The following is a 23,207-nucleotide window of genomic DNA, read 5'->3' as shown; positions in this document are numbered from 1 at the left end:
GTTACTTTACTCTTTTATATACTTATCCGTTACCCCACGCTGCCTTCGAGGGATATGGCCAATAGTTTCTGTGCTTCCACGGCAAACTCCATGGGCAGTTGATTCAATACTTCCTTCGCGTAGCCATTGACAATAAGACCTACCGCTTTTTCTGGGTCAATGCCGCGCTGCGTCAGGTAAAACAGTTGGTCTTCACCGATTTTGGACGTGGTCGCTTCATGCTCCAACGTGGCGGTCTTGTTCCGGCTCTCGATATACGGAAACGTATGGGCGCCGCAGCGATCGCCAATCAGCAATGAATCGCACTGCGTGAAATTACGTGCATTTTCTGCACCCGGCCCGATTTTGACCAGCCCCCGGTAACTGTTGTGGCTTACCCCGGCTGAAATCCCTTTGGACACGATTTTGCTGCGTGTGTTTTTTCCCAGGTGAACCATCTTGGTGCCCGTATCGGCCAACTGCCGGTTGCGGGTAAGCGCTACCGAATAAAACTCGCCGACGGAGTGATCACCCTTCAGGATAACGCCCGGATACTTCCACGTAATGGCCGAACCGGTTTCTACCTGTGTCCAGGATATCTTGCTGTTATCGCCTTTGCACAAGCCGCGCTTGGTCACGAAATTATAAATACCGCCTTTGCCATCTTTGTCGCCGGGATACCAGTTCTGTACGGTAGAGTATTTGATTTCAGCATCTTTAAGCGCCACCAGTTCCACCACGGCGGCGTGTAGCTGGTTCTCGTCACGCATGGGCGCGGTACACCCCTCAAGATAACTTACATAAGCGCCTTCATCGGCAATAATCAGTGTGCGCTCAAACTGCCCGGTATTTTCTGCATTGATGCGGAAATAGGTCGAAAGCTCCATCGGGCAGCGCACTCCCTTCGGTATATACACAAACGAACCGTCTGAAAACACCGCCGAATTCAGTGCCGCATAAATATTATCGGTCTGCGGCACCACCGTGCCCAGGTACTGCTTTACCAACTCCGGGTGCTCTTGTACAGCTTCGCCGAACGAGCAGAAAATAACACCTTGCTCTTTCAGCTTTTCTCTGAATGTGGTTTTTACCGACACACTATCAAACACCGCATCTACTGCCACCACACCGGCCAACACTTTCTGCTCATCCAACGGAATGCCCAGCTTCTCAAAAGTAGAAAGCAATTCAGGATCCACTTCATCAAGGCTGTTCAGCTTTGGCTTAGCCTTCGGCGCGGCGTAATAGGAAATGTCCTGGAAATCCACTTCAGGATGCTCAAAATTCTGCCAGGCAGGCATCTCCATCTTGAAAAAGTGCCGCAGGGCTTTCAACCGCCATTCCAGCAACCACTCCGGTTCATTTTTCTTGGCCGAAATCAACCGCACGGTATCTTCAGTAAGCCCCTTTGGGGCTATATCCATTTCAATATCCGTGGTGAATCCGTATTTATATTCTTCGAGCGCCAGCTCTCTTAGCAATTCATCGTCTTTTGTACTCATAACACACCTTCACAACGTGTAAAACCAAGTAGACAAGCTACCTTCGAACTTTAGAACTGCAAAGGTACGATTTAAGTGGCAATAAACCTCGCATATTTCGGCTATTCCTTTGGTTGAAAGGTATTTCCTTTCATATTTTTACAAAGTAGTGATAATGAGGTCGCTGCGGTCTGCAATGCAAATACCCGCCAAAAGCGGTCCGCCAAACAACGCCTTGGCACAAATTATTTGGAAAATAAATCGTATTATTGCCAAATATAATTTGGTTAAAATACGATAACACATGCCGTTCCAACCCGACAAGACAGACTTTAAAATCCTTAAGTTATTGCAGGAAAATGGTCGAATTACCAATCTGCAACTGGCGTCCAGTATCGGACTTTCGCCTGCACCCACATTAGAGCGGGTGCGAAAGCTCGAAAACTCGGGCTATATCAAAAGCTATCATGCATTTGTTGATGAAGAGAAGCTCGGTTTGGGCATCAAGTCGTTTATTCAGGTATCGCTCGATTTCCACACACACAACGCCATCCCGGCGTTTGTAGAAGCGGTAAAAAACATCAAAGAGGTAACGGAATGCCACCATGTAACGGGGCAATGTGATTTTATCCTGAAAGTATATGTGAAAGACATCAAAGCCTATGAGGCTGTCATCATGGAGAAAATCAGTAAAATCCCTTACGTGAAAACATTCCAGACCATGATGATCATGTCTACCAGCAAAAAGGAACCCATCGTTCCGATGGAATACTGACCCTATACCTGCCAGTCAATCGGGTTCTGCCGCTGTGCCTCCAGAAAGCCATTGGCCCTGGAAAAGTGCTTGCACCCGAAAAAGCCATTGTGTGCCGAGAGGGGCGAGGGATGCGCAGCGGTAAGAATGTGATGCTTACGATGGTCGATAAGGGCCGCCTTGTTTTTAGCATACCGGCCCCAAAGCAAGAATACTATGCCGGTTCTTCGAGCAGATAGCTCCGCGATAGCCTTGTCGGTAAACACTTCCCAGCCTTTGCCCTGATGCGAACCCGCCTCATGTGCCCTCACCGTTAGCGTCGCGTTAAGCAATAACACCCCACGGTTCGCCCACTCGGTCAGATCGCCATGGTCCGGAATCCGGAATCGGGGAATGTCCGCGTGCAATTCAACATACATATTACGCAGCGACGGCGGAATGGCTACGCCCCGGGGCACCGAAAAGGACAGCCCGTGTGCCTGCCCCACGTTATGGTAGGGATCCTGCCCCAGGATTACCACCTTCACCTGATCAAAAGGGGTATGATTAAAGGCATTGAAAATGAGGCTTCCCGGAGGAAATACAGCATGTTGTTTTTTTTCAGTCTGGAGAAAACGTTTGAGCGCCTGCATATAGGGTTTTTCAAATTCAGGTTCCAGAATCGTCTTCCAGCCGCTTTCCATTTGTATGCTCATATCACAAAAGTACACTTTATTGTAAAATATAGCCTTACCAGTTGTTAAAGCGCTCAAATTAACGGATATTTGCACGGTTATTTAACACATCGGGAATTAAATCATATCGCATGTCTAACCTGGTTCGAATCATCATATCTTCGCTAATCCTTATCGGCACTGTCGCCCTGTTTTTCTATGGTGAATGGGGCTGGGGCATTCTTGGGATTCTACTTACACTCATCGCGTTTCTGACCGTTTTCTTCAACGAAAATATGCTGATTGCGCAGTTCTATCTCCGCAAAGAAAACATGGCCAAAGCGGCCCAGTGGTTAGCGCGGATCACGAATTATGAAAAGCAACTTATCCGGGCCCAGCACGGGTATTACCACCTGCTCCTGGGGCTTATGGAATCGCAGAAGTCGCCCATGCAATCGGAAAAATACTTCAAGAAAGCCCTTTCTCTCGGCCTGCACATGAGCCATAACGTAGCGCTGGCGAAGCTCAGCCTTGCCGGCATCGCCATGGCAAAACGGAACAAACGGGAGGCTACCAAATATTTGCAGGAGGCGAAACGGGCGGATAAAAACAAATTATTGGCTGACCAAATCAAGCTGATGAAAGACCAGATGGGCCTGATGGATCGCCAACAGATCAGGTATCGGTAAAAAATTATCGCAGCCGGTCTGCCGACTTGATAAGCCGTTCATCTTTACGGATACCACCCAGGGCCATCAACAAGAAAATGATGCTGATGGGCAGCAAGAAAAAGCCTACCCCGATGTTCCTCGCCGAAAGGAACTGGTTAGCTCCCGTCAAGACCGTGCTCGCTGTAACATAAAGCCATACGCCAAACAGCAGCAAAAGCACAATTTCCAATAGAACCAACTGGATCTGCTGCTTGCGGTTACGGAACCTGAAGAGGATAAAGAGTGGAAAAGCGCCGAGCAGTACCGTCGCTACCGTTTGCAGGATAAAAAACTTTTCGCGGATGGCCTGCCCTTCCAGGCCATAGTACACGCCCGTAACCTTCAATGCCTTACCCATACCTCCGAAATCGGCATATTGCAGATAGGGGAAGAGGAACAAGGCAAAAATCGTTGCCGACGCTAAAAAAAGCCAGATACTTTGGATGCGCTGAATCATGCGGTTGTCTTTCTATGCATTTAGCGCAAACTTAGCCAAAGTAGGCTATAAAAACAAACCCATCTGGCGAAAAGTAGGCGGGACACCAACCGCCTAAGGTACCGCGCCCACAATGGCCGAAATGGCATCCTGATGAACAGGGGTAGCTGCACCACGGTTAAACAGTCCCGAGGCGTTGTTGCCGGTATGGCCACTATCCCAGTAAAACGGAACCATTCCGCTTAGCCGGGCCGCCCTCGTCACATACCGCAGATAACTGTTTCTGGACCGCACATGGTCCGCCAGTATGCCCGCAGGCGCCGCGCGCCGCATCACACCGTATTCGCCGAGAATAACCGGGACACCTTTGTCGATAAAGTGAGTTTTCATCTTAGCGAACGTCTGATCCACCCACTCTTCCTGGCCCCAGGACGAAACCTGTGCATGCCCCCGGTATTCGCTGCCCCAAAGGTACTTGTCACTATTCTGGTCTAATGTGAAGTCGTAGGGATCGTAATAGTGCACTTCCACAATCAGCCGGTCGGGTTCGCTATCGTCAGGCAACCGCAGGTGGTTAACAGCGTGTTCAATATTCGTGTTGTATGCCTGTACAACGAGGTTGCGGTAGGCGTTTCTTCCGCCGGTGGCCCGCACCGTATTCACAAACGTCTGGTTATAAGAAAGCTGCACGGCGATGTGCTCGGCCGTAGGCGCGTCATAATTAGCTCGCACTTCGTTCGTTCCGGCAAAAAGCAGTCGCTCGTCGTAATCCCTGAAGTAAACCGCAACCTGCTTCCACAGGGCACCGAACTTTCGGTTCACCGCTTCCTGGTGCGCATACAGCGGGTGTTCTTCCAGCCACCCACCGTCCCAATGGGTGTTGATAATGGCATACATGTCGTTATCCAGGCAATAATCCACCACTTCCTTAACCCGCGCCAGCCAGTCCTCTCTTATCCGGTAGCTGGCCTGGTCTTCCATGTAACCGCTCCAAGCGCAGGGGATGCGCACGGCATTGAATCCGGCGTGCTTAACCGCGTCAATCAGGGCTTTGGTAGTCCTGGGGTTACCCCAGAGCGTTTCATCGGCCACAAGGGGGCTGCTGCCAGCCTCCAGCGCGTTGCCGAGGTTCCAGCCTACCGTCATCTGTCGCACCAGCGCCGGGGCGTCACGCTCCACCCCGCTTTTGTCTGCAGGAATTTCGGCTTCCTGTCCCGATTGACGTACCGTTACATTTCGAATAAGCCCTGCCAGTACAAAGCGGATTAGACCTTGGCGCTCCAGCACGGAGGGATTCGGTTTAATGATGAATTTCGCCGTGCCGGCAGCATCCGGCTCGGCCGCCTTCTCAATCCAGTCGGAATCCGCTTCCACTTGAAAAGCCTCCGAAGCCATTACACCAACGGCTATCGCTCCGCCGGCTGCTCCTATTTCATATTCATCTTGCTCAACATCCAGCGTAATCGCGCCCTCCTGCGTAACCTTAATCTGCTGGCTGAGCGCGCCGGCATTCACGGTGATGGTCGCATTCCGTGGCTCCACGCCGGCGTTCGGGGCAATCTGCACCGCCACCTTCGTGGTCCCCGCATCGCCCGCCGTGACAGGTAATATGCACCAAAGGTCCGAACTGGAAGCGCTCCAGTTCATATTGACCGCTACATGAAAGAAAGTTTCGCCTCCGTCGGCATCCAGATGGAGGGCATCCGTAGAAACTTTAAGCTCCGGCTCGGGAACATCCGCCTTTTTGGAGCAGCTCGCACTAAGAAGTATAAACACCAATCCGAAAATCCAGGCCGGCGCCCATGCCGGATAGCGGGGGCGCCAGACCGACAGGCCGGTTTGTTTAATTGACCAGCACATAATGGAAAATTAAAATTTCGTCGTTATCATCCCCCGCTGCTGTGGAGTTGGCCACACGTCCCAACCAAAAACCATTGGTGGCAATATTACTCAGGTTAGACCCACCGTGCGGCACAAAATACCAGTCGTTCGTGCTCCCGGTAATCGATTTATCATTGGTCGTACCCAACCAGCCGGCCACCGTGCCGGCATAGTCTACCAACGGGATATCGATGTTCAGTATATTGTTTTCCGTATCAATGTTAACGCTGCCAACAGCGCTATGCGGCTGACCCGCCTTGGTCTGTATCAGCTCTACTTTCATCTGGTCACCTGCCATGAAAAAGCGTAGAGACGCGCTTTCAGCTACGGCCCGGACATTAGCATCCCAGACCCAGGAATTCGACGTAAAGTCGTTGCCGAACGTGCTAGCGGATGTCCACCCGCCTTCAAAGCCGGGGGGGAATCCCACCCAATCCACAAACCAGTTGACGTCTGGCTTAAAGGTTTTTCCTGCCAGCGCGCTCTTCCAGCCCTGCAAGGGATCCGTAGATCCGCCGCCGCTGCCTATCACAAAGTGAAAAACCATGTATTCCTCTTTTTCAGCCGACCGCTGCCCCAGCCACATGTCGGTAACGTTGCCAAATGCATCGGCCTTCGTCTTAACGATACGTAATTTGTTCTCGGCAGAGGTTCCCAGTCTCATCGTGCTTATCCAGCCAAAATCGGATTCGCTGATCACCGCATTCAATGGCTGGCCAAAATCGATATCGTTATTCTGGTCGACGGTATATTCGCCTTCCACCGGCTCACCGTCATACGACGTGAACACGAATCTACCGGTGGTGGCAGACAGCGCACTAAACGTGAGCTTGGTGGCGTTTATCATGTCTAAGTTGTAAGCTGCCCATTCGGAAGAGAGGTAAGCTTCCGGCCCAGAGAAATTATTCAGCAGGTTGCCCTCCAGATCCGCCCAGTCATAGGGCGTTTCCGGAGAGAGCACCCATGTTTTCGTCCGGGTGGTTGAAATAACATCCTGCCCGTTGCCATCAATGGGGGGCACAGGATCCGGCCGTTCCTCCGGCACATAATTATCGGCGTACTCCTTGGCTACAAAATTCCAGATTAACCACCACTCGCTTTCACCGGATATCTCTTCCCGGAGCACAGCTACCCGCAGTTGGTTTTCGGTCAACGTCAGCAGCTTCAGGCCTCTGGACCAATTCGTCGTTTTGTTGTGCCACCCCTGTGTATGCATAAGGTCCGCTCCGGTAATGGTGAGCGTATGGTTATCCATATCCAGCATGAACGTGCCCGACTGTTCTACGGCGCCATCGGCCGTTTTATTGGTTACATTGTAAAAAGCGCCGTCCTTCAGCGAAAAGGTCATCGAGCTTTCCCAGATGTTGGGATCGCCGGTATGGCCGCGGCCGGGCGACCAGTTTGGGGTAAAGTTGTTCCACTCCACCGTGGTAGATGGATCGGCATAATCCAATTCTCCGCTGGCGAGGCCATACTGCCCATTGTCATGTATCCACGTTTTGGATTGCCCGATGCCCCCGGTGAGTAGGGTCCATAGTTCATGCTCCACAAACCCAGCATAAAACTCATCTATCGTAAACGTCACCGGCTCGCCGTAAACGGCACCTCCCCGCGTTTGCACACCAAACCTCACTTCATAAATACCTTCGAATGGAATGCGCAGGGTTACCCGGGCATCCTGGCTCCGTCCTTGCGGATGTTCCCACAGTGGCGTATACCGTTTGTCCATCAACGAGGTCAAGTATACGATATTCGGGTTTTCCGAATCGTGCTCTATGGTAAAGGCGAGGCCCGGCACCAGATCTTCGGGCTTCACGTCCACCGCACCGAGGTCGAAGTCCTCGGGCGAACAGCCAAAAACTGCCATCGCCAGAAGTAGCAACCCGGCAGATCTCTTTATTAACTTTTTCATAATGTATGTCCATTTATGATTAATTCCATCCTTCGTTTTGTGTCAGCACGCCTTTAGACAGCGTAATCTGCGTCATCGGAATCTGCATAAATCCGCGCTTTTGCTGGATTTTCGCGCCCTCTATAACCACCTGATCAGGAGCATTGCCGCTCAACACATGCTGAGTTTGCGCAATGGTGGCCGCGGCGGTGTTCAGCCCCTGTCTTAACAAATCCCAGTACCGGATACCTTCAAACGCAAACTCCAGCCGCCGCTCTTCCATAATCGCTTCCTGCGATACGGGCCTGCTTCCCAGCCCCAAGCGTCCACGCACTTGGTCAAAATACTCCTGGGCATTGTGTGACCCCAATTCCGCGGCCATCAGCAGCACATCGGCATAGCGGATTACGATGTAGTCTTGATCCTGTGAAATCATGAAGTCGCCTTCGCCGCCCACATCGTCGGTGCCGTCCGGCAAGGCCGTGGGCATATATTTTTTGTTCATATAACCGGTATATTCCCGCTGCTCAGGCAACAAATCCCGTGTAGGCACCCCTTCCGCAACGATATCCAAGATGGAAGCGTTCCGGCGAGGATCGTTGGCAGAAAACGCGTTGACCAACCGGGGATTGACCGTGCAGGCCCCCCAGCCAATCCCATAGGGCGAAAAGCGGGTCTGCCGCAGCCCCAGCAAAACGAGCCACGCATTTCCGTCTACCATGCCGCTGTAATTCTGGGTGTTGTTGAATTTTTGGGCAAACACCACTTCACTGTTTCCCTTGCCGGCATAGCCAGAACGATCTAGGGTGTTCGTTTCTGGCTCCGGCACATAGCTGGCTGCCGGCCAGAGCGACTTAAAGTCGTCCACCAGCCTATATTCGTTGCTGGTAATGATATCTTCAACGCCCTGCAACACCTGAGCCTTGCTAACGCCCAGGTCATCCCGCCCGTAATAGCCAGTGTAAAACAGGTATACCCTCGCCAGCAGTGCTTTGGCGGCGTAAGGTGTTACGCGTCCGTCATTTTGCGCCGCACTGGCCTTTGGATAAGCGTCCGCCGGAATATTGTCCGCAGCAAACAGCAAATCCTCCACAATGAGCTTATACGTATCTGTAGGGTCAGCTTGCGGCAGGTTTTCCGTGGTAGGCTCGGTGAGCAGCGGAATACGTTCAAAAAGACGCACCATATCGAAATACATCAAGGCCCGCAAAAACCTGGTTTCCCCCTCAATACGGTTGCGCGCGGCCTGATTGCCACTGAAGTCCGTACCGTCCAATTTCGATAGCAGCGTGTTGCATCGGAAGATACCGGCGTAGTAATCGGTCCATGTGCCATTGAAAATGTTCTCATCTGCCGAAGACTGTGCTTGGTCAAAGCGATCCAACACTTGATAATTGCGACCGTCGCCATGGCCAGTGCCCCCGAAACAGTTGTCAGACAGCACCTCAGAAACCACAGGAAAGGCAAAACTCCCATTTGAAGCGGTCCGTTGATAGCCGTCGTAACACCCTATCAGGGCCATTTCGGCATCGTTGATATCTTTATAGAAATTCTGGTCAAGGATGCTCGTCATCGGATCGATGTCCAGAAAGCTGCCTGAACAGCCCGACCCAAAGGCAAGCCCGAAAAATGCGGCTATATGGAAAAATAAAGGTTTCATAATCTTCATTGTTTTCGGTTAGAATTTGATGTTTGTCCCTATCATCAGCACCCGTGGCCGCGGGTAGTAGCCCAGATCGATGCCCGGCGCCCAGCCATCCGTGCCATATCCGATTTCGGGATCCATACCGTCGTATTTGGTAAACGTAAACGGATTCTGGGCCTGGAAATAAATCCTGGCTTGTCCGAGATAAGACCACCGAACGAGCTTTGAAATATCATATCCGAGGGTGATGTTGCTCACCCGCAGGAAACTGCCGTCCTGAAGATACAGGTCAGAAAAGCGCCAATTGATGTTGGTTTCAGTCACGCGCGGTATCCGGTTCGAGGTTCCCTCGCCGGTCCACCGCTCCAGGATGGCAGTAGTATAATTGGCCTGCCGCGTTCCCGGATCCCGATAGGCTTGTACCAGTTCATTGCCGGCCACACCGTAGGCATTGACCGAAAAATCCGCTCCTTTGTAACTCAACCCCAAGTTGATGCCATAGGTAAAATCCGGCATTCCCTTGCCCAAATTCACTTTGTCGTACTGGTTGATCACCCCATCGTGGTTTACGTCTACATACCTGACATCGCCCGGCCGCACATCGCTCTGCAGGATGCCATAGCCTGCATCACGCCATGCATCAATTTCTGCCTGATTCTGGAAGATACCGTCGGTCTTGAAGCCCCAGAAATAGCCAATGGGATGGCCGTTTTCTGCACGGTAAAATTCATCAGCATTCGCATAAAGCATATTGGTCTGCCCATGGATGATCCCGTCCTGGGTAGGTATCTGGCCCACAGTATTCTTATTATAAGCGCCATTGATACCCAGGCTGTATCCCACCTCACCCTGCCGGTCGTTCCAATTCAGTGCGAGTTCCACGCCCGTGTTCTTCACGCTTCCGCCGTTGATGAAAGGAGGCAGCGCCCCGGCAGTGGCCAAGACGGGAGCCTGTACGAGCCAATCCTTGGTGTGCTTCACGTAGTAATCGGCCACCACACCTAACCGGTTATTGAACAAACGAGCATCCAGGCCCACGTTGGTCTGTTCAGATGTTTCCCACCGTAGTCCCGGATTGGAGAGGCGGCTGGGGTATGCCCCAGGCACATTGACATTGCCCGTACCAAAGACATAGAATGCCGCCGGATTATCTGCGGAATAGCCCGTTGAGGTATTGATGGGCGCGGCAAACTGGAAATCTCCCACGTTTTGATTACCTACCTGCCCCCAACTTCCGCGGAATTTCAGGAAATCAAGCCACCCTAATCCCGCTTCATTGAAAAACGCCTCGTTGGTGACCACCCAGCCCACGGCAAACGAAGGGAAGTATCCCCACCGGTTGCCCCTGGAAAACCGGGATGAGCCGTCGGCCCGTAACGTTGCATTGAACAGGTATTTTTCCTGATAATTGTAATCCAGACGCCCGAAATAGGATACCCTGCGGTAAAGGTTTTCCGGCCGACCGCTTACCTGCCGGGTCTCCACAATATTACCCTCATCGTCTAAATGAGCCTGCCCCGTGGTGTTATCCAGGTAAGCGTGGGCAAAATCATTGAACTGTGAGAGCAGGTTCCAATTCGACCCTTGTAGAAACGTGCCCTGGTAGCGCTGTGCTTCCATACCTATCAATGCGCCGAAAGTATGCCCACCATCCAAAAGGAAATCATAACTTGCCGTATTGATGGCAGTAATGGTATGGCCTTTGCCTATGTTCTGCAAAGCGGTGGTGTGGTCTACATTATAACTAAGTTCAGAAAACTGATACAACGGCGTAAAGTTCCGGTACTCATTGGCGTAATAATTAATGCCCAGCACTGATCGGATACGAAGCCTTTCAATAGGCTGCAATTCGGCGTACACGTCGGCCATTAGCCGTTGAGCATCGTTGATGTTGTTCGTGGTGGTCATCATCATGCCGTAAGGGTTGCCATCAGACTTGTACCACGGTGAAAAACTGGAATCATAATAGGGGCTGCCGAAGCGGTTATTATCGCCATAAACGGGGGTAAGTGGCGAAGTAGAAAATGCACCTCTCAACGTGTTGTTATATTGGTTGCCCACGGCAATGCCTGTATTCCGGATAAAGTTGAGGTTCAGGTGCTGGCCAACCTTCAGCACGTCTTTATACAACTTATGTTCGCTGTTGATACGAAAACCGTAGCGATCGTAGTTCGATACATCTTTGCCACCCACAATCCCTTCCTGGGTAATATAGTTCAATGACAGGGCATAGGTTGACGTTTCAGATCCACCACCAATGTTCAATGAATAGTTTTCCATATTGGCGTTGTCTTTAAACATATGGCTCAGCCAGTCAGTGTCGCCAAGCCCTTCCATCGCGTTGAAGTCGTATGGCGCCACGCCGGAATTGACCGCCTGCTCGTTCATGATGACCTTATATTGCTCAGCATTCAACAGCCGGGCATACCGGGCTATCTGTTGCGCCCCTTTGAAGGCATCAAACGAAACCTGCCCACGGCCGCTTGCACCGGATTTGGTGGTAACCAACACCACGCCATTGGCGGCTTGGGCACCGTAAATCGCCGCCGACGCTGCATCTTTCAATACGTCGATGGATTCAATATCCGCCGGGTTCAGAATGTTGATATCACCGGGCACCCCGTCAATGATGTAAAGCGGACTAGCGTCTCCGATGGTCCCCAGCCCGCGGATGGTAACCTTCATATCGGCTCCGGGCTGACCGGAGGTGGAGAGGATGGTTACACCCGGCGACTGCCCTTGCAGCGCCTGTAGCGGATTCAACTGGTTTCGTTGCTGGATGTCTTCGCCAGACACCTGAAAGTTGGCTCCGGTAAGCAACTTCTTCTTCTGCACACCATAACCAACCACCACCACTTCCTCCAGGTCTGACACCGATGGCTCCAGGCGAACAACCATCCCGTCCCGCGCAGCCAGCTCCTGTGTGATGTAGCCTACAAAACTTACGATAAGCGGGTCACCGGGCTGTGCGGTGATGATGAACCGCCCGCGCTCATCGGTCATTGCCGCGTCTGCCCCCTCCTTCACCTGCACACTCGCCCCCGCAATGGGGCTGCCATCGTCCGAGGATAATACGCTGCCGGTAATCGACTGAGCGAATACAGCGGTGCCGGCAACAGAAAGCAATACAGCAAGCCATAGCTTCCTTTTTAGTCGTTCTTTTGTTATCATATCATTATCAGTTAATATTGGTTATTTGTCCGTTGCCGCCGGTGGCTCCGGGTAATGGTTTATTACGGTTTATAATGCTATTCGTTTCTCCTTTCCACTGTATGTGATGGCTTTGGCCTTCCGGGGGGCATTGTCAAACCCTTGCGCTTGCCGCGCATCCACATATACCACATTGAACCTCCGGTTCTTCAACATGCCCTTATAGTTTCCCTTGCGGTCGCTAATCACGAGCTGCCGTCCCTCATCGTCGTAAGTAAACGATATGGTGCTGTACTGCCCACGCTCATAATCGTAATTGGTGCCTTCATCTTCATAAAGCGTAAAGGAGGCGTCGGCTCCTGCATAAACCAGCAGCGTAATTTCTTTGGGCGGCTTCTCATCGGTATACTGCAACGGAGGACCCACCGGAATAATGCTGCCGGCCTTTACAAAAAGCGGCATACGCTCATACGGTGCAGCGGCAGTTATTGTTTGGCCCCCGGCATGATAACCGCCGCCATGGAAATCATACCAGCCCGGCCCTTTAGGCAGATACACCGTCCGGGATGTAGCCCCTTTTTCGGTAACCGGGTTGACGAGTAACGAAGCGCCGAACAGATATTGGTCATTGATATCCAAGACGCGCTCGTCATCGCCAAAATCCATGGCCAACCCCCTGATCATGGTATAATTGTCAACGTATGTTTTCCCCGCCAGGGAATAAATATAGGGCAGCAAACGGTAGCGCAGGCTGATATAGTACAGCATGCTGTTATAAGCGGGATGCCCTTCAGGAGCAATGTTGAACGGTTCACGGAACGGAAACTGCCCATGCGCCCTGAACACAGGCAAGAACGCTCCGAATTGGTACCATCGCGCGTTCAGCTCACGCCACTCCTCCAGATCGTCCGTGTTCGGCCGGTGAAACCGCTTTTCAACCAAAAATCCGCCAGCATCCATTGTCCAGTACGGCGCGCCAGACATTGAAAAATTGACACCGGCCGCAATCTGATCGCTCATATCGTGCCAACGGGAAGAAATATCACCGCTCCACGCCGCAGCGGCATAACGCTGCTGACCGGCAAAATACGAACGAGTGAGAATGAATACCCGCCTGTTAGGATCCGTCTGCCGCTGGCCCTCATAAATACTTCGCGCATTCTCCAGGGGGTAGGCATTGTAGTACCGAACCGACGAGCCGATGGCCGGCTGCATCACCGATTTGCGCTCGTTGATGTTGATGTTAGAATGGATATCCGGCTCGCTCGCATCCATCCACCAGGCATCGAAGCCTTTCTTATACAATTTCTCATTCATCAGTTCCCAAAATCCCTGCCGCGCTTCGGGGTTGAACGGATCATAAAACGTGGATGTATATCCCTTGCCTATCCAGTCTTTGCGCCCGTCATAAATGTTTCGCATATACAGCCACCCCTTATCTTTGAACCGCTGGTATACACTGGACGCTTCGTTGATTTTAGGCCATACCGAAATCATTACCCTGAAATTATTGCGGTGTAGGCGCTTTACCATGCCTTCCGGATCGGGGAAACGCTCGGGATCGAAGTCGTGGCTTCCCCAATCGTGTTCGCGCCAGTACGACCAATCCTGAACCATGTTATCAATAGGGATGCGCCGCTTACGGAACTCCGCGGCCACGTCTTCCAGTTCTTGCTGGGTCTTATAGCGCTCACGGCTCTGCCAAAACCCGAACGACCACCGGGGCATGATGGGCGCACGGCCGGTAAGTTGACGGTATCCACCAATCACCTCATCCATGTCATTGCCTGCTATGAAATAATAATCCACGGCATCCCCCGCCTCTGAACCGAATGAAAACAGCGTCTTATCGGACTCACTGATGGGCCGTTGCCATTGGACGCCCAAATAGGCCTGTCCGCCATCCGGCCGCCATTCAATGCGCACGGAGTGTTGTTCGCCCGCAACCATGGGCATATCGATTTCAAAAGAGCCCGCGTTCCAGGATTCGCGCCAGCGATCTTCCTTGAGTTCGCCGTTCACCCACACGCTGACATATCCCGAGTATGTAAAATGCAGGCGATGCAAACCGGTATAAGGTGATTCGATTTTGCCTTCGTATTCAACCAGCGCATTCGCCAAGTCTACCTCCTGGGGTAACTTATGCTGGTCGCTCAGATACAGGTATGCAATATCCGATTCCGGACGGGTTAACCACAGCTTCTCCGGCTCGCGCCTGTCACGGTATGTAGCGGTTAACCAGCCCTGCTGCCCATCGGCGGCGTGCAGTTTAAATGCCGAAAGCGGCATTAGAGGCCGGATGTCGCCGGCTTTCGTAATTGAATAATTATGCCACAGAATACCGTAGTTTTTGGTAGATAGCAAAAACGGAATGGCTATCATGGTATTGTACTGGAGCAGGGTTACCTGGCGCCCCTGATAGTTCATCACGCCGTTCTGGTGCTGGCCCAGCCCGTACAGCCCTTCGTTTTCCGATACGCGGAATCCCTGGCGGATCCGGTAAAAGGCATCACCGTCATAAGCATCCGCTGCAAACGTCCGGCTGTCGCGCCGTTGTTCGGCCACTATCGGGCGGTCATGCCGGTCGCGGAAATCCACGACGCCCGTACGCAAAGACACCTTCGCCAGCAGTGTTGCCGTACGCAATATGAGCGTATCGCCGATTGCTTCCATGGTCCAGTCGCTGGCCATGCTGCGTAGTGTGTCTACCGTAATCAGCGACTTCCGGACAGGGGCTTGGCTGTTCAGTGGTGCCGAAGCAACGTGGATAATGCCGTCGGCAATAACTTCAAGCGATACGCGCTGGTCAATCGATGTTGGTAATCCCTGATATACGATAGACACCCCAGTGTCCGTGCGCCTGAACGCGGCGATTTCATCGTTTGCCAACGATGGCATAACGACATTGAAAAGCAATAATAATGCAATAAGTGTCAGCTTCATGGTTTCTAATCAATATAGTCTCGGCTTGTATCCGCGGTAACAATTGGTCCATCCGTCCGGCGTCATTGATACCGGCAACGGTTAGCTTAAGCACAAAAGTAGCGACCCGCCCTTCCTCACGGGGGTGTGTTATGTTTACAATATCGGGTTGTTTCGTTAACAACAAGCCCAATTTTGCTATGCCTCTTTGCGAAAATTAGATGGAAGCGTGTTGTAAAGCGCCTTAAAATAACGGCTAAACTGCTTGGGACTGCTAAAGCCTACTTCATAAGCCGCTTCGGCCACATTCATGCCCGAGTGCTCCAGCAAAGTTGCAGCCCGCCGCAGCCGCACATTCCGGATAAATTCAGAAGGAGTATGTCCCGTAAGGGCTAATATTTTTTTATACAATGCTACCCGGCTCATGTTCAGCAACGATGATAGGCGCTCCACGGAGAAATCCGGATCGCCCATATGCTGCTCCACCAAATCAAGGGCTTTACGCATGAACCGCTCGTCCATAGATTCCGTTGCGACATCTGCCGGCCGTACCTCCAGGCGCTTTTTGAACGTCTGTTCCATGGTATCCTTCTGCCGGAGCAGGCTGTCTATTTTTGAGCGCAGCAATTCAAAGCTGAACGGTTTGGTTATGCAATCGGCAGCACCAGCATTGATGCCCGCTAACTGCGTGCTTTCATCAACCATAGCCGTAACCAGTATCACCGGTATATGCTTGGTCCGGCTGTCGCCTTTCAGCCGCCGGCACAGGGAAACGCCGTCATCACCGGGCATGCTCACATCCGCGATAATAATATCCGGGCGGAAGGCCAATGCCTGCGCCCACCCCTCCCGGGCATCCGAGGCTTCCTGTATCGTGGCAAACTCACGCAGGTTGTCTTTGAGGTAAAACCGGAAATCGCAATCGTCTTCCACCAGCAATACGCGTTTGCGCTGGTGCGCTGCCACAATCTTTCGCTCCGGTTGCTTGGGCACATCCTCTGCAGGCTGGCCCTGGGCCGGCGAATCCAGGGGCAGCACCACGGTAAAGGTACTGCCCGAGCCCGCAGCACTGGCCACAGCGATGCGTCCCCCTAACAACTGCACATATTCCTTCACAATAGCTAGCCCGATACCGCTGCCCTGATTGAGCAGATCCGTTGGTGTTGAATGCTGGAAGTACGGGGCAAATATCCTGGACTGGTCTTCAGCAGGTATGCCTATACCGGTATCCCGCACCACGATGGTTACCTCCCGCTTGGGGTTCCCGTTCGCGGGCATAAATGAAACATCCAAATAAACCGCGCCACTTACCGGCGTGAATTTAAAGGCGTTCGAAAGCAAGTTGAACAGGATACGTTCCAGCTTATCCGGATCAAACCAGGCGTCCACCCGGTCTTCCGTCATCGTGAGGTGATAGGCTATTTGCTTGCTCTCGGCCAGATCGATAAACGAGTTGAAATGCTCACGGATCGCCTCGGCGACATCGCCCGCAGCCATGTTCGGCTTCAGCGCCCCGGTATCCATCTTCCGGAAATCCAGCAGCTGATTAACCAGGTTAAGCAACCGCTTCGTATTGCGCCGCACCACGTCAAGGTGCCTTTTCATGGCCAGGTCCGGTAAACACTGTTCCAGTTTGTCCAAGGGCGTCAGTATCAGGTTTATCGGGGTGCGGAATTCATGGCTCACATTGGTAAAAAACCGCGTTTTCAACTGGTCCAGCTCCCGGATGCGGCGGGCCTCTTCCCGTTCGCGTTGCAGCGCAAACCGGGTTTTCTCACGTCTCCGCTCGATATGCCGAACGGACCAAAGAACCAGCAGAAACAAGCCACAGTAAAGAGAATATGCCCATGTTGTTTTCCAAAAAGGTGGCGCTATGGTTATATTGGCCAATGCATAGGGCTCGCTCCACGTTTCATTATCCAGCGATACACGCATTTGAAAACGATAGCCCCCGGGATCCAGGTTGGTGTAGGTGGCTTTCCGGGTATGCCTGTCCATCACCAGCCACTGTTCGTCAAACCCCTCCAGCTTATACTGGAAATACACCCTGTCGGTCTGCACGAACTGCAAGGAAGCCACCACAAAACTGAGCACGTCCTGATCATGCGAAAGGGCTATCTCGTCTTTTCCTACCCATAAGGCGCTTGGCGTACTGCTGTTAAACAGTTGAAAGTCTGTCAACTTGGGTCTCGCAGTCAACGCGGCCTCAACAATATGGTAAGGGTTAATGATATTGAACCCGGTTGGCCCTCCGAAGACCACCTCTCCGCTGGAAAGACAAAGCGCCGCATTCTCATTGAACACTGCATGCTGCAAGCCGTTATTCCGGTTATAATTCCGAATACGCCATGCCGGCACCTTTCCCGCTTTTTCCGTGAGTGCTGAAAGCCCCCGCGATGTACTCAACCAAAGGGTTCCCTCCAAGTCTTCCACAATGGTAAGCACGGTATTTTCGGGCAGGCCGTCTTCCTCCGTGAATACCTCAAAACTGTCTGTATCTGGCAAATAGCGGTTAAGCCCTTCCCGTGTGGCCACCCATATCCGTTGTTGCCTATCCTGGCAGATGGCCGTCACATAGTCATTACTCAGGCTATTTGGATTGTTTCGGTCGTAGGAGTAATAACGGCAGCGGCCCGATTTAGGTTCCCAGACTTCAATCCCCGTTGCCGTACCTATCCAGATATGCCCGAGATGATCTTCCATGATGGCAGAGATATAAGAAGAACGGAACCGTTGGTCCGGCCCGTAAGCTAACCGGGTGAATATTCCCCGTTGCCTATCCAGCAAGTTAAGTCCGCCGGCCAACGTCCCCACCCAAAACCGGCCCTCGCTGTCTTCATAGATTTCCCAGACACTGTTATCACTGATACTTCCCGAATCATGCGGTTGGTATGTATACCGGACAAACCCCTTCCCGTCAAAGCGGTTGAGCCCGCCATGGTAGGTGCCCACCCACAACGTGTGCTCACGGTCAATGTAAAGACTAACTATCACATCGCTGCCTAGGCTACGCGGATCCGCCGGATTATGGCGGTACTGCGAAAACTGGTTTGCCGCCCGGTCAAAGTAAATCAACCCGCCGCCATTGGTACCTATCCAGATATTGCCTTTCTCGTCTTCAACAAAGCGATTAATGTCATCAAAGGGAATGCTCCTTGGAGCCCCCCGTTGATGTTTGTACAACGCAAACTGGATCTGATGCGGGTGATGATAGCTTAAGCCGCCCTTAAACGTGCCAACCCACATCCCTCCTTCGCGGTCATGATAAAGCGCCGTCACACTGTTGTGCGCCAAACTACGGTCGTTAAATTCATCGTTTACCAAGTAATCGGCACCATCCGTATCAGGCACAAGCAGGTTTATGCCTCCGTGGTCTGTGGCCAGCCAAACGCGGCCTTCTTGGTCTTCCGCAATATTGAACACAAGATTATTGTTAAGCCTCATATTACCGGACCCCGTGTGTATATGCCGAGGACGTTTTAGCGTATCTGCCCACCAATATACTCCGATCGGCAGGTTTTTGGCATACACCCACGGCCGGAAAGCCCCGTCAACAAAAATCTGATAGTGCGCCAACACCTCCTCGCCGGGCGCATGAATGGACGCCGACCATCGGATCGTAAGTCCTTCCGGTTCAATCCGTCTGACGTGTCCAGACGCATTGGCCAACCACACTTCTCCGTTCTTGTCCAGCGCCATTCCGCTAAACGGAGCCGACAGGCTGTCCGTATATCCACTCAGTTTTTTCCGGCGCGTATCATACTGATATAACGTTCCGTTATGATGCAAAAAATAAAACCTACCCGCTTCGTCATGTGCTATTGACAGCAACTCGCCCCCCGGTATCCCCATTGCGGATAATAAGCTGTCTGCCTGCCGGATAAATTGATCGGTGTTCGGGTCATAAACGCAGAAACCCGATCCGGTGCCCACCCATAGCCTGCCGCCCGGCCCGAGGAAGAGCTGGTTGATACTGTTATCCATCAGGCTGTTTTCATCCCCGCGGGCGTGCCGGTAAATTTTGATTTCGTGCCCGTCATAGCGATTAAGGCCCGCCGGGGTTCCAAACCACATAAACCCCTGAAAATCTTTCACAATTGCCGTTACATGGTTGTGAGACAATCCTTCGGCGATGCTCAATTGCTGAAATTGTATGGACTGGGCCGGCAACGGAATACACCGCAGCCAACAGCACATAACCAACGATATTCCCCAAAAGCGTTGCATGATTTTAAAGTCCCGAACTCAAACCTACAACTAATTTCAGCAAAAAACAACTGATCCCGGGCGCTGGCTATATGCCGCTATCCAGAGGCTTGGTCGCCCGAGCATGCAGGAAATCGCTAACCCACTATCTTTTGCAGAACAAAACAGTATAGCAAACAAATCGTCAGATGGTGTGTATATAACGATGTCCGGATACCTTAAAAAAATAAGCAGGTTTTATATCGCCATTTCACATAACTGTCTTTAAGGATCATCATCATGGACACCCCAAAAAAGCAGCTGCTCTTCACACTCATCAGCATTGGCCTCTATGTTCTGCTCCCGCCAGCCGGCGCTCCTTTATACGCATATGGGTCATCTTTCCAACAGGACACCACCACGCAAGCGGCCGACCCCCAGCAGGCTCCATCTAACCAACAGGATAGCCTGAAAGTCATCCGTGGGAAAGTAACCGACCCGCAAGAACGGCCGCTTACCGGTGTCACCGTCCAATTAAAAGGGCAGCAGCCCCTTACGCAGACGGGTAGCGACGGCGGATTTGAAGTTCAGGTGCCGGCAGACACATCGGCCATGCTGGAGTTCTCCATGCTGGGGTTCGAACCTTTTGAAATCCCCGTGAGTATTGCCAACGGGCAGACCATCGTATTAACCCCTGCGGCGGCACAAACGCTTGACGAGGTAGTGGTTATCGGTTATGGTACGGTGCAGCGCGAAAACCTTACGGGCGCTGTAAGCTCGTTGCAGGGCAGTGCCTTTCAGAACAATGCCATCACCAATACCGAAGAGGGCATTGCCGGCAAAATTGCGGGGGTACGCGTAAGCCAGACCTCCGGCGCCCCGGGCAGGGCAGCAAACATCAAAATCCGCGGGCTCAATTCCATCACCGCCTCAAGCAATCCGCTGTACGTCATCGACGGTATTCCACAAGACCACATGCGCAATGTAAACCCTCGCGATATTGCGTCAATCGAGGTGTTGAAAGACGCTTCTTCCGCCGCTATCTACGGCGCACGGGGCGGTAACGGCGTAATCGTCATCACCACCAAATCCGGAACGGCCGGTACCACCAAAGTCGATTTCAGCAGTTATGCCGGTTTCCAGCAGGTGGATCGCTTCCTGCCGATGATGGATACTTATGAGTACACCGCTTACATCCGCTATCTGCGCGATTCGCGGTTCCAACAAATCGGAGGCGACCTGTCGGCCCCCTTATCCAGTCGCCCGGCGGAATACCAGTACCCCGAAAGCTACCTTAATCCGGCCTCCTTACCCAACAACAACTGGCAGGACGTGGTTTACCAACGGGCCCCCATGCAGAATTATGCGCTCACCGTATCGGGGGGTGGCGACGTGGGCACCTTCCTGCTGTCCGGCTCCTACCTCAAGCAGGACGGAGTCATGCGTTATACAGGCTTTGAGCGATATAACCTGCGGGCCAACACCAGCTTCAATGTCGGTGAAAGGATAAGGCTGGGTACCAATGTGGCCGCATCATTCAATCGCATGGACGACCCCGAAACCGATGGCAAGGAGAGCAATGCACACTATGCATTAGCGATGCCGCCGGTGGTCGGCATCGACCAGAATACCGAAGCCACCGGCTATTCACCGGCCCAGACGTATGTGAATCCCTTGGCCCGCCTCCGCGAAATGACCGCCCGCGCCAAAGCGAGTGAATTGCAAATCAATAGTTTCGCCGAGTATGTTCCTACAGAGGGGTTAACATTGCGCACCCAACTGGGGTATATATCAGCCCATGCTGCTTACAACGAATTTACTCCCGCCAACGTAAACCGGGGCGCACAAGCCAACGGCTATGCATCCAGTACAGACAACTACGTCTTCAGCTTGCAGAATACAGCCACATACCGGCCGATTCTGGGTGAGGATCATGCGTTGGAACTGTTACTGGGCCAAAGCTATGAGCATACGCGGCAAGAAATCCTCGCGGCGGCTGGGGATGGTTATCCCAATGACCTGCTACCCACGTTAAACAACGCCAACAACCCCACGCTCGCAAGCACCACCATCGGTGAGAGTGCCGTTACCTCCTTCTTCGGTAGGGCGCAATATCAGTTCCGCGATAAATACCTGCTGTCCGTCAGCGCACGGTATGACGGGTCTTCCCGTTTCGGCCCGAACAATAAGTGGGGCCTGTTTCCGGCGGTTTCGGCGGGATGGAAACTGAATGAAGAGCCGTTCCTCCGGGATGTTGAGTGGCTATCACTGCTGAAAATACGGGCAGCCATCGGTAAGGCGGGTAACGACCGGATCGGAAACTACGAGCATATCTCGCTGTTAGGCAGGCAAGACTACAACCTGAACGGTAAGCTAGTCAACGGGCTTGTCCCCACCAATATCGCTAACCGGAACCTGAGCTGGGAAACCACGCTGTCGCGGGATATCGGACTGGACTTCTGGCTGCTGGACGACCGTATCCGGCTTACCGCCGATGTATATTTCAATAAAACAACCGACCTGCTGCTCAATGTGCCCGTAACGCGGGTAAGCGGCTTCTCGTCCATCAGGCGGAACGTGGGTGAGGTGGAAAACAGAGGGATAGAGCTGGAGCTCACCACACAGAACATTCAGACGGAATCTTTTAGTTGGACCACCTCCGTGAACTTCTCCAGAAACCGCAACAAGGTGTCAGCTCTCGCACCCGGCATTAACCAACTGATCATGCTCACCACGCTGAATGACTTCAATGCATACGCCACCATCGTGGGCGAGCCCATCGGCAGCTTCTACATGTACAAAACCGATGGCCTGCTCATGCCGGAAGACTTCGATGCCGCGGGCAACCCGCTGGTGCCTGTCATCAATGGGCAACTGGAGGGTAATGTAAAAATCGTCGACCTCAACAACGACGGAGAAATCAACGAACAGGATCACACCGTTGTTGGCAATGCGCAGCCCAACTTTCTCTGGGGACTGTCCAACAGGCTGACGTATAGCGGATTCGATTTCAGCTTTGATATCCAAGGACAGCAAGGGGGCCAGTTGTTTTACCTGGGCAGGCGGGGCTTCAACAATGGATTGGGCGAAGGCACCAATCAATACCGCGATTGGCTGCATGCCTATAAGCCAGCGCGGTTTGCGGCCAATATCCCTGAAGGTATAGCGATGGACTGGGACGGCGAAACACCAAGCGTAGTGGGCGTCAACCCGGTCTATAACGACACCTGGATATACGACGCCACCTTCGTGCGCATTCGCAACGTAACGCTGGGCTATAATTTCGCCCACGCGGCGCTGAAGCGGTGGGGGGTAAGCACTGTCCGGCTGTACGTCATGGCCGATAACCTACATACCTTCACGCGGTATCCGGGAGCGAACCCCGAAGCTAACAACGCAGGCGGATCAGGAACGGGAGAAAACACGCAGCCGGGCACCGACTATGGTGGTTACCCGCTGTCTAAGCGATTTACCATGGGGGTGATGGCTTCTTTTTAATGGGACAAAACTTGCAAAAACG

The 23,207-nt window shown here is 52.6% G+C and carries 12 protein-coding genes; 3 read left to right on the top strand and 9 right to left on the bottom strand.

Features of this window, described 5'->3' with window-relative positions; genetic code table 11:
* Positions 1-29 precede the first annotated feature (29 nt).
* Positions 30-1,481, bottom strand: coding sequence for a Fe-S cluster assembly protein SufB (sufB, locus tag BM030_RS05510; protein WP_090971996.1), 1,452 nt, complete (start codon positions 1,479-1,481; stop codon positions 30-32).
* A 283-nt stretch (positions 1,482-1,764) separates the two neighbouring features.
* Here sufB and BM030_RS05505 point away from each other — a divergent pair, with 283 nt between their 5' ends.
* Entirely contained in the window at positions 1,765-2,235 is a 471-nt protein-coding gene (locus tag BM030_RS05505; protein WP_090971993.1) for an Lrp/AsnC family transcriptional regulator, read from the top strand.
* A gap of 2 nt (positions 2,236-2,237) precedes the next feature.
* On the opposite strand, the gene ung is transcribed toward BM030_RS05505, so the two are convergent.
* Positions 2,238-2,909, bottom strand: a complete 672-nt coding sequence (ung, locus tag BM030_RS05500) for a uracil-DNA glycosylase (protein WP_090971991.1) — start codon at positions 2,907-2,909, stop codon at positions 2,238-2,240.
* 110 nt (positions 2,910-3,019) lie between these two features.
* On the opposite strand from ung, the gene BM030_RS05495 reads away from it, so the two are divergent.
* A complete protein-coding gene (locus BM030_RS05495) occupies positions 3,020-3,556 on the top strand; it encodes a tetratricopeptide repeat protein (protein ID WP_090971989.1) in 537 nt (178 codons plus the stop codon).
* 4 nt (positions 3,557-3,560) lie between these two features.
* Here BM030_RS05495 and BM030_RS05490 read toward each other — a convergent pair whose 3' ends face one another.
* From BM030_RS05490 to BM030_RS05455, 7 genes are all read right to left on the bottom strand, one after another.
* Entirely contained in the window at positions 3,561-4,034 is a 474-nt protein-coding gene (locus tag BM030_RS05490) for a DUF4293 domain-containing protein (protein ID WP_090971988.1), read from the bottom strand.
* Positions 4,035-4,127: 93 nt separating this feature from the next.
* A complete protein-coding gene (locus tag BM030_RS05485; RefSeq protein WP_090971986.1) occupies positions 4,128-5,873 on the bottom strand; it encodes a cellulase family glycosylhydrolase in 1,746 nt (581 codons plus the stop codon).
* On the bottom strand, positions 5,857-7,806 hold the full coding sequence (locus BM030_RS05480; protein ID WP_090971984.1) for a hypothetical protein: 1,950 nt from the start codon (positions 7,804-7,806) through the stop codon (positions 5,857-5,859). The genes BM030_RS05485 and BM030_RS05480 overlap by 17 nt, the downstream gene beginning before the upstream one ends.
* Before the next feature lie 19 nt (positions 7,807-7,825).
* Positions 7,826-9,445 carry a RagB/SusD family nutrient uptake outer membrane protein gene (locus BM030_RS05475; protein WP_211657536.1) on the bottom strand — a complete coding sequence of 540 codons (1,620 nt, stop codon included), beginning with the start codon at positions 9,443-9,445 and terminating at the stop codon, positions 7,826-7,828.
* Between the two features lie 18 nt (positions 9,446-9,463).
* Positions 9,464-12,601 carry a SusC/RagA family TonB-linked outer membrane protein gene (locus tag BM030_RS05470; RefSeq protein ID WP_090971980.1) on the bottom strand — a complete coding sequence of 1,046 codons (3,138 nt, stop codon included), beginning with the start codon at positions 12,599-12,601 and terminating at the stop codon, positions 9,464-9,466.
* Between the two features lie 69 nt (positions 12,602-12,670).
* Positions 12,671-15,523 carry a glycoside hydrolase family 31 protein gene (locus BM030_RS05465; RefSeq protein WP_244518702.1) on the bottom strand — a complete coding sequence of 951 codons (2,853 nt, stop codon included), beginning with the start codon at positions 15,521-15,523 and terminating at the stop codon, positions 12,671-12,673.
* A gap of 177 nt (positions 15,524-15,700) precedes the next feature.
* The gene (locus BM030_RS05455; protein ID WP_090971974.1) at positions 15,701-19,729 is read right to left on the bottom strand and encodes a hybrid sensor histidine kinase/response regulator transcription factor; all 4,029 of its coding nucleotides are present in this window, start codon (positions 19,727-19,729) and stop codon (positions 15,701-15,703) included.
* A gap of 258 nt (positions 19,730-19,987) precedes the next feature.
* On the opposite strand from BM030_RS05455, the gene BM030_RS05450 reads away from it, so the two are divergent.
* Positions 19,988-23,185 carry a SusC/RagA family TonB-linked outer membrane protein gene (locus tag BM030_RS05450; RefSeq protein WP_090971972.1) on the top strand — a complete coding sequence of 1,066 codons (3,198 nt, stop codon included), beginning with the start codon at positions 19,988-19,990 and terminating at the stop codon, positions 23,183-23,185.
* Positions 23,186-23,207 lie beyond the last annotated feature (22 nt).

It is taken from the genome of Parapedobacter composti (assembly GCF_900112315.1).
Lineage (GTDB): Bacteria > Bacteroidota > Bacteroidia > Sphingobacteriales > Sphingobacteriaceae > Parapedobacter > Parapedobacter composti.
The sequence above is the reverse complement of the archived record's forward strand: the minus strand, read 5'-3'. Positions and strand labels throughout refer to the sequence as shown.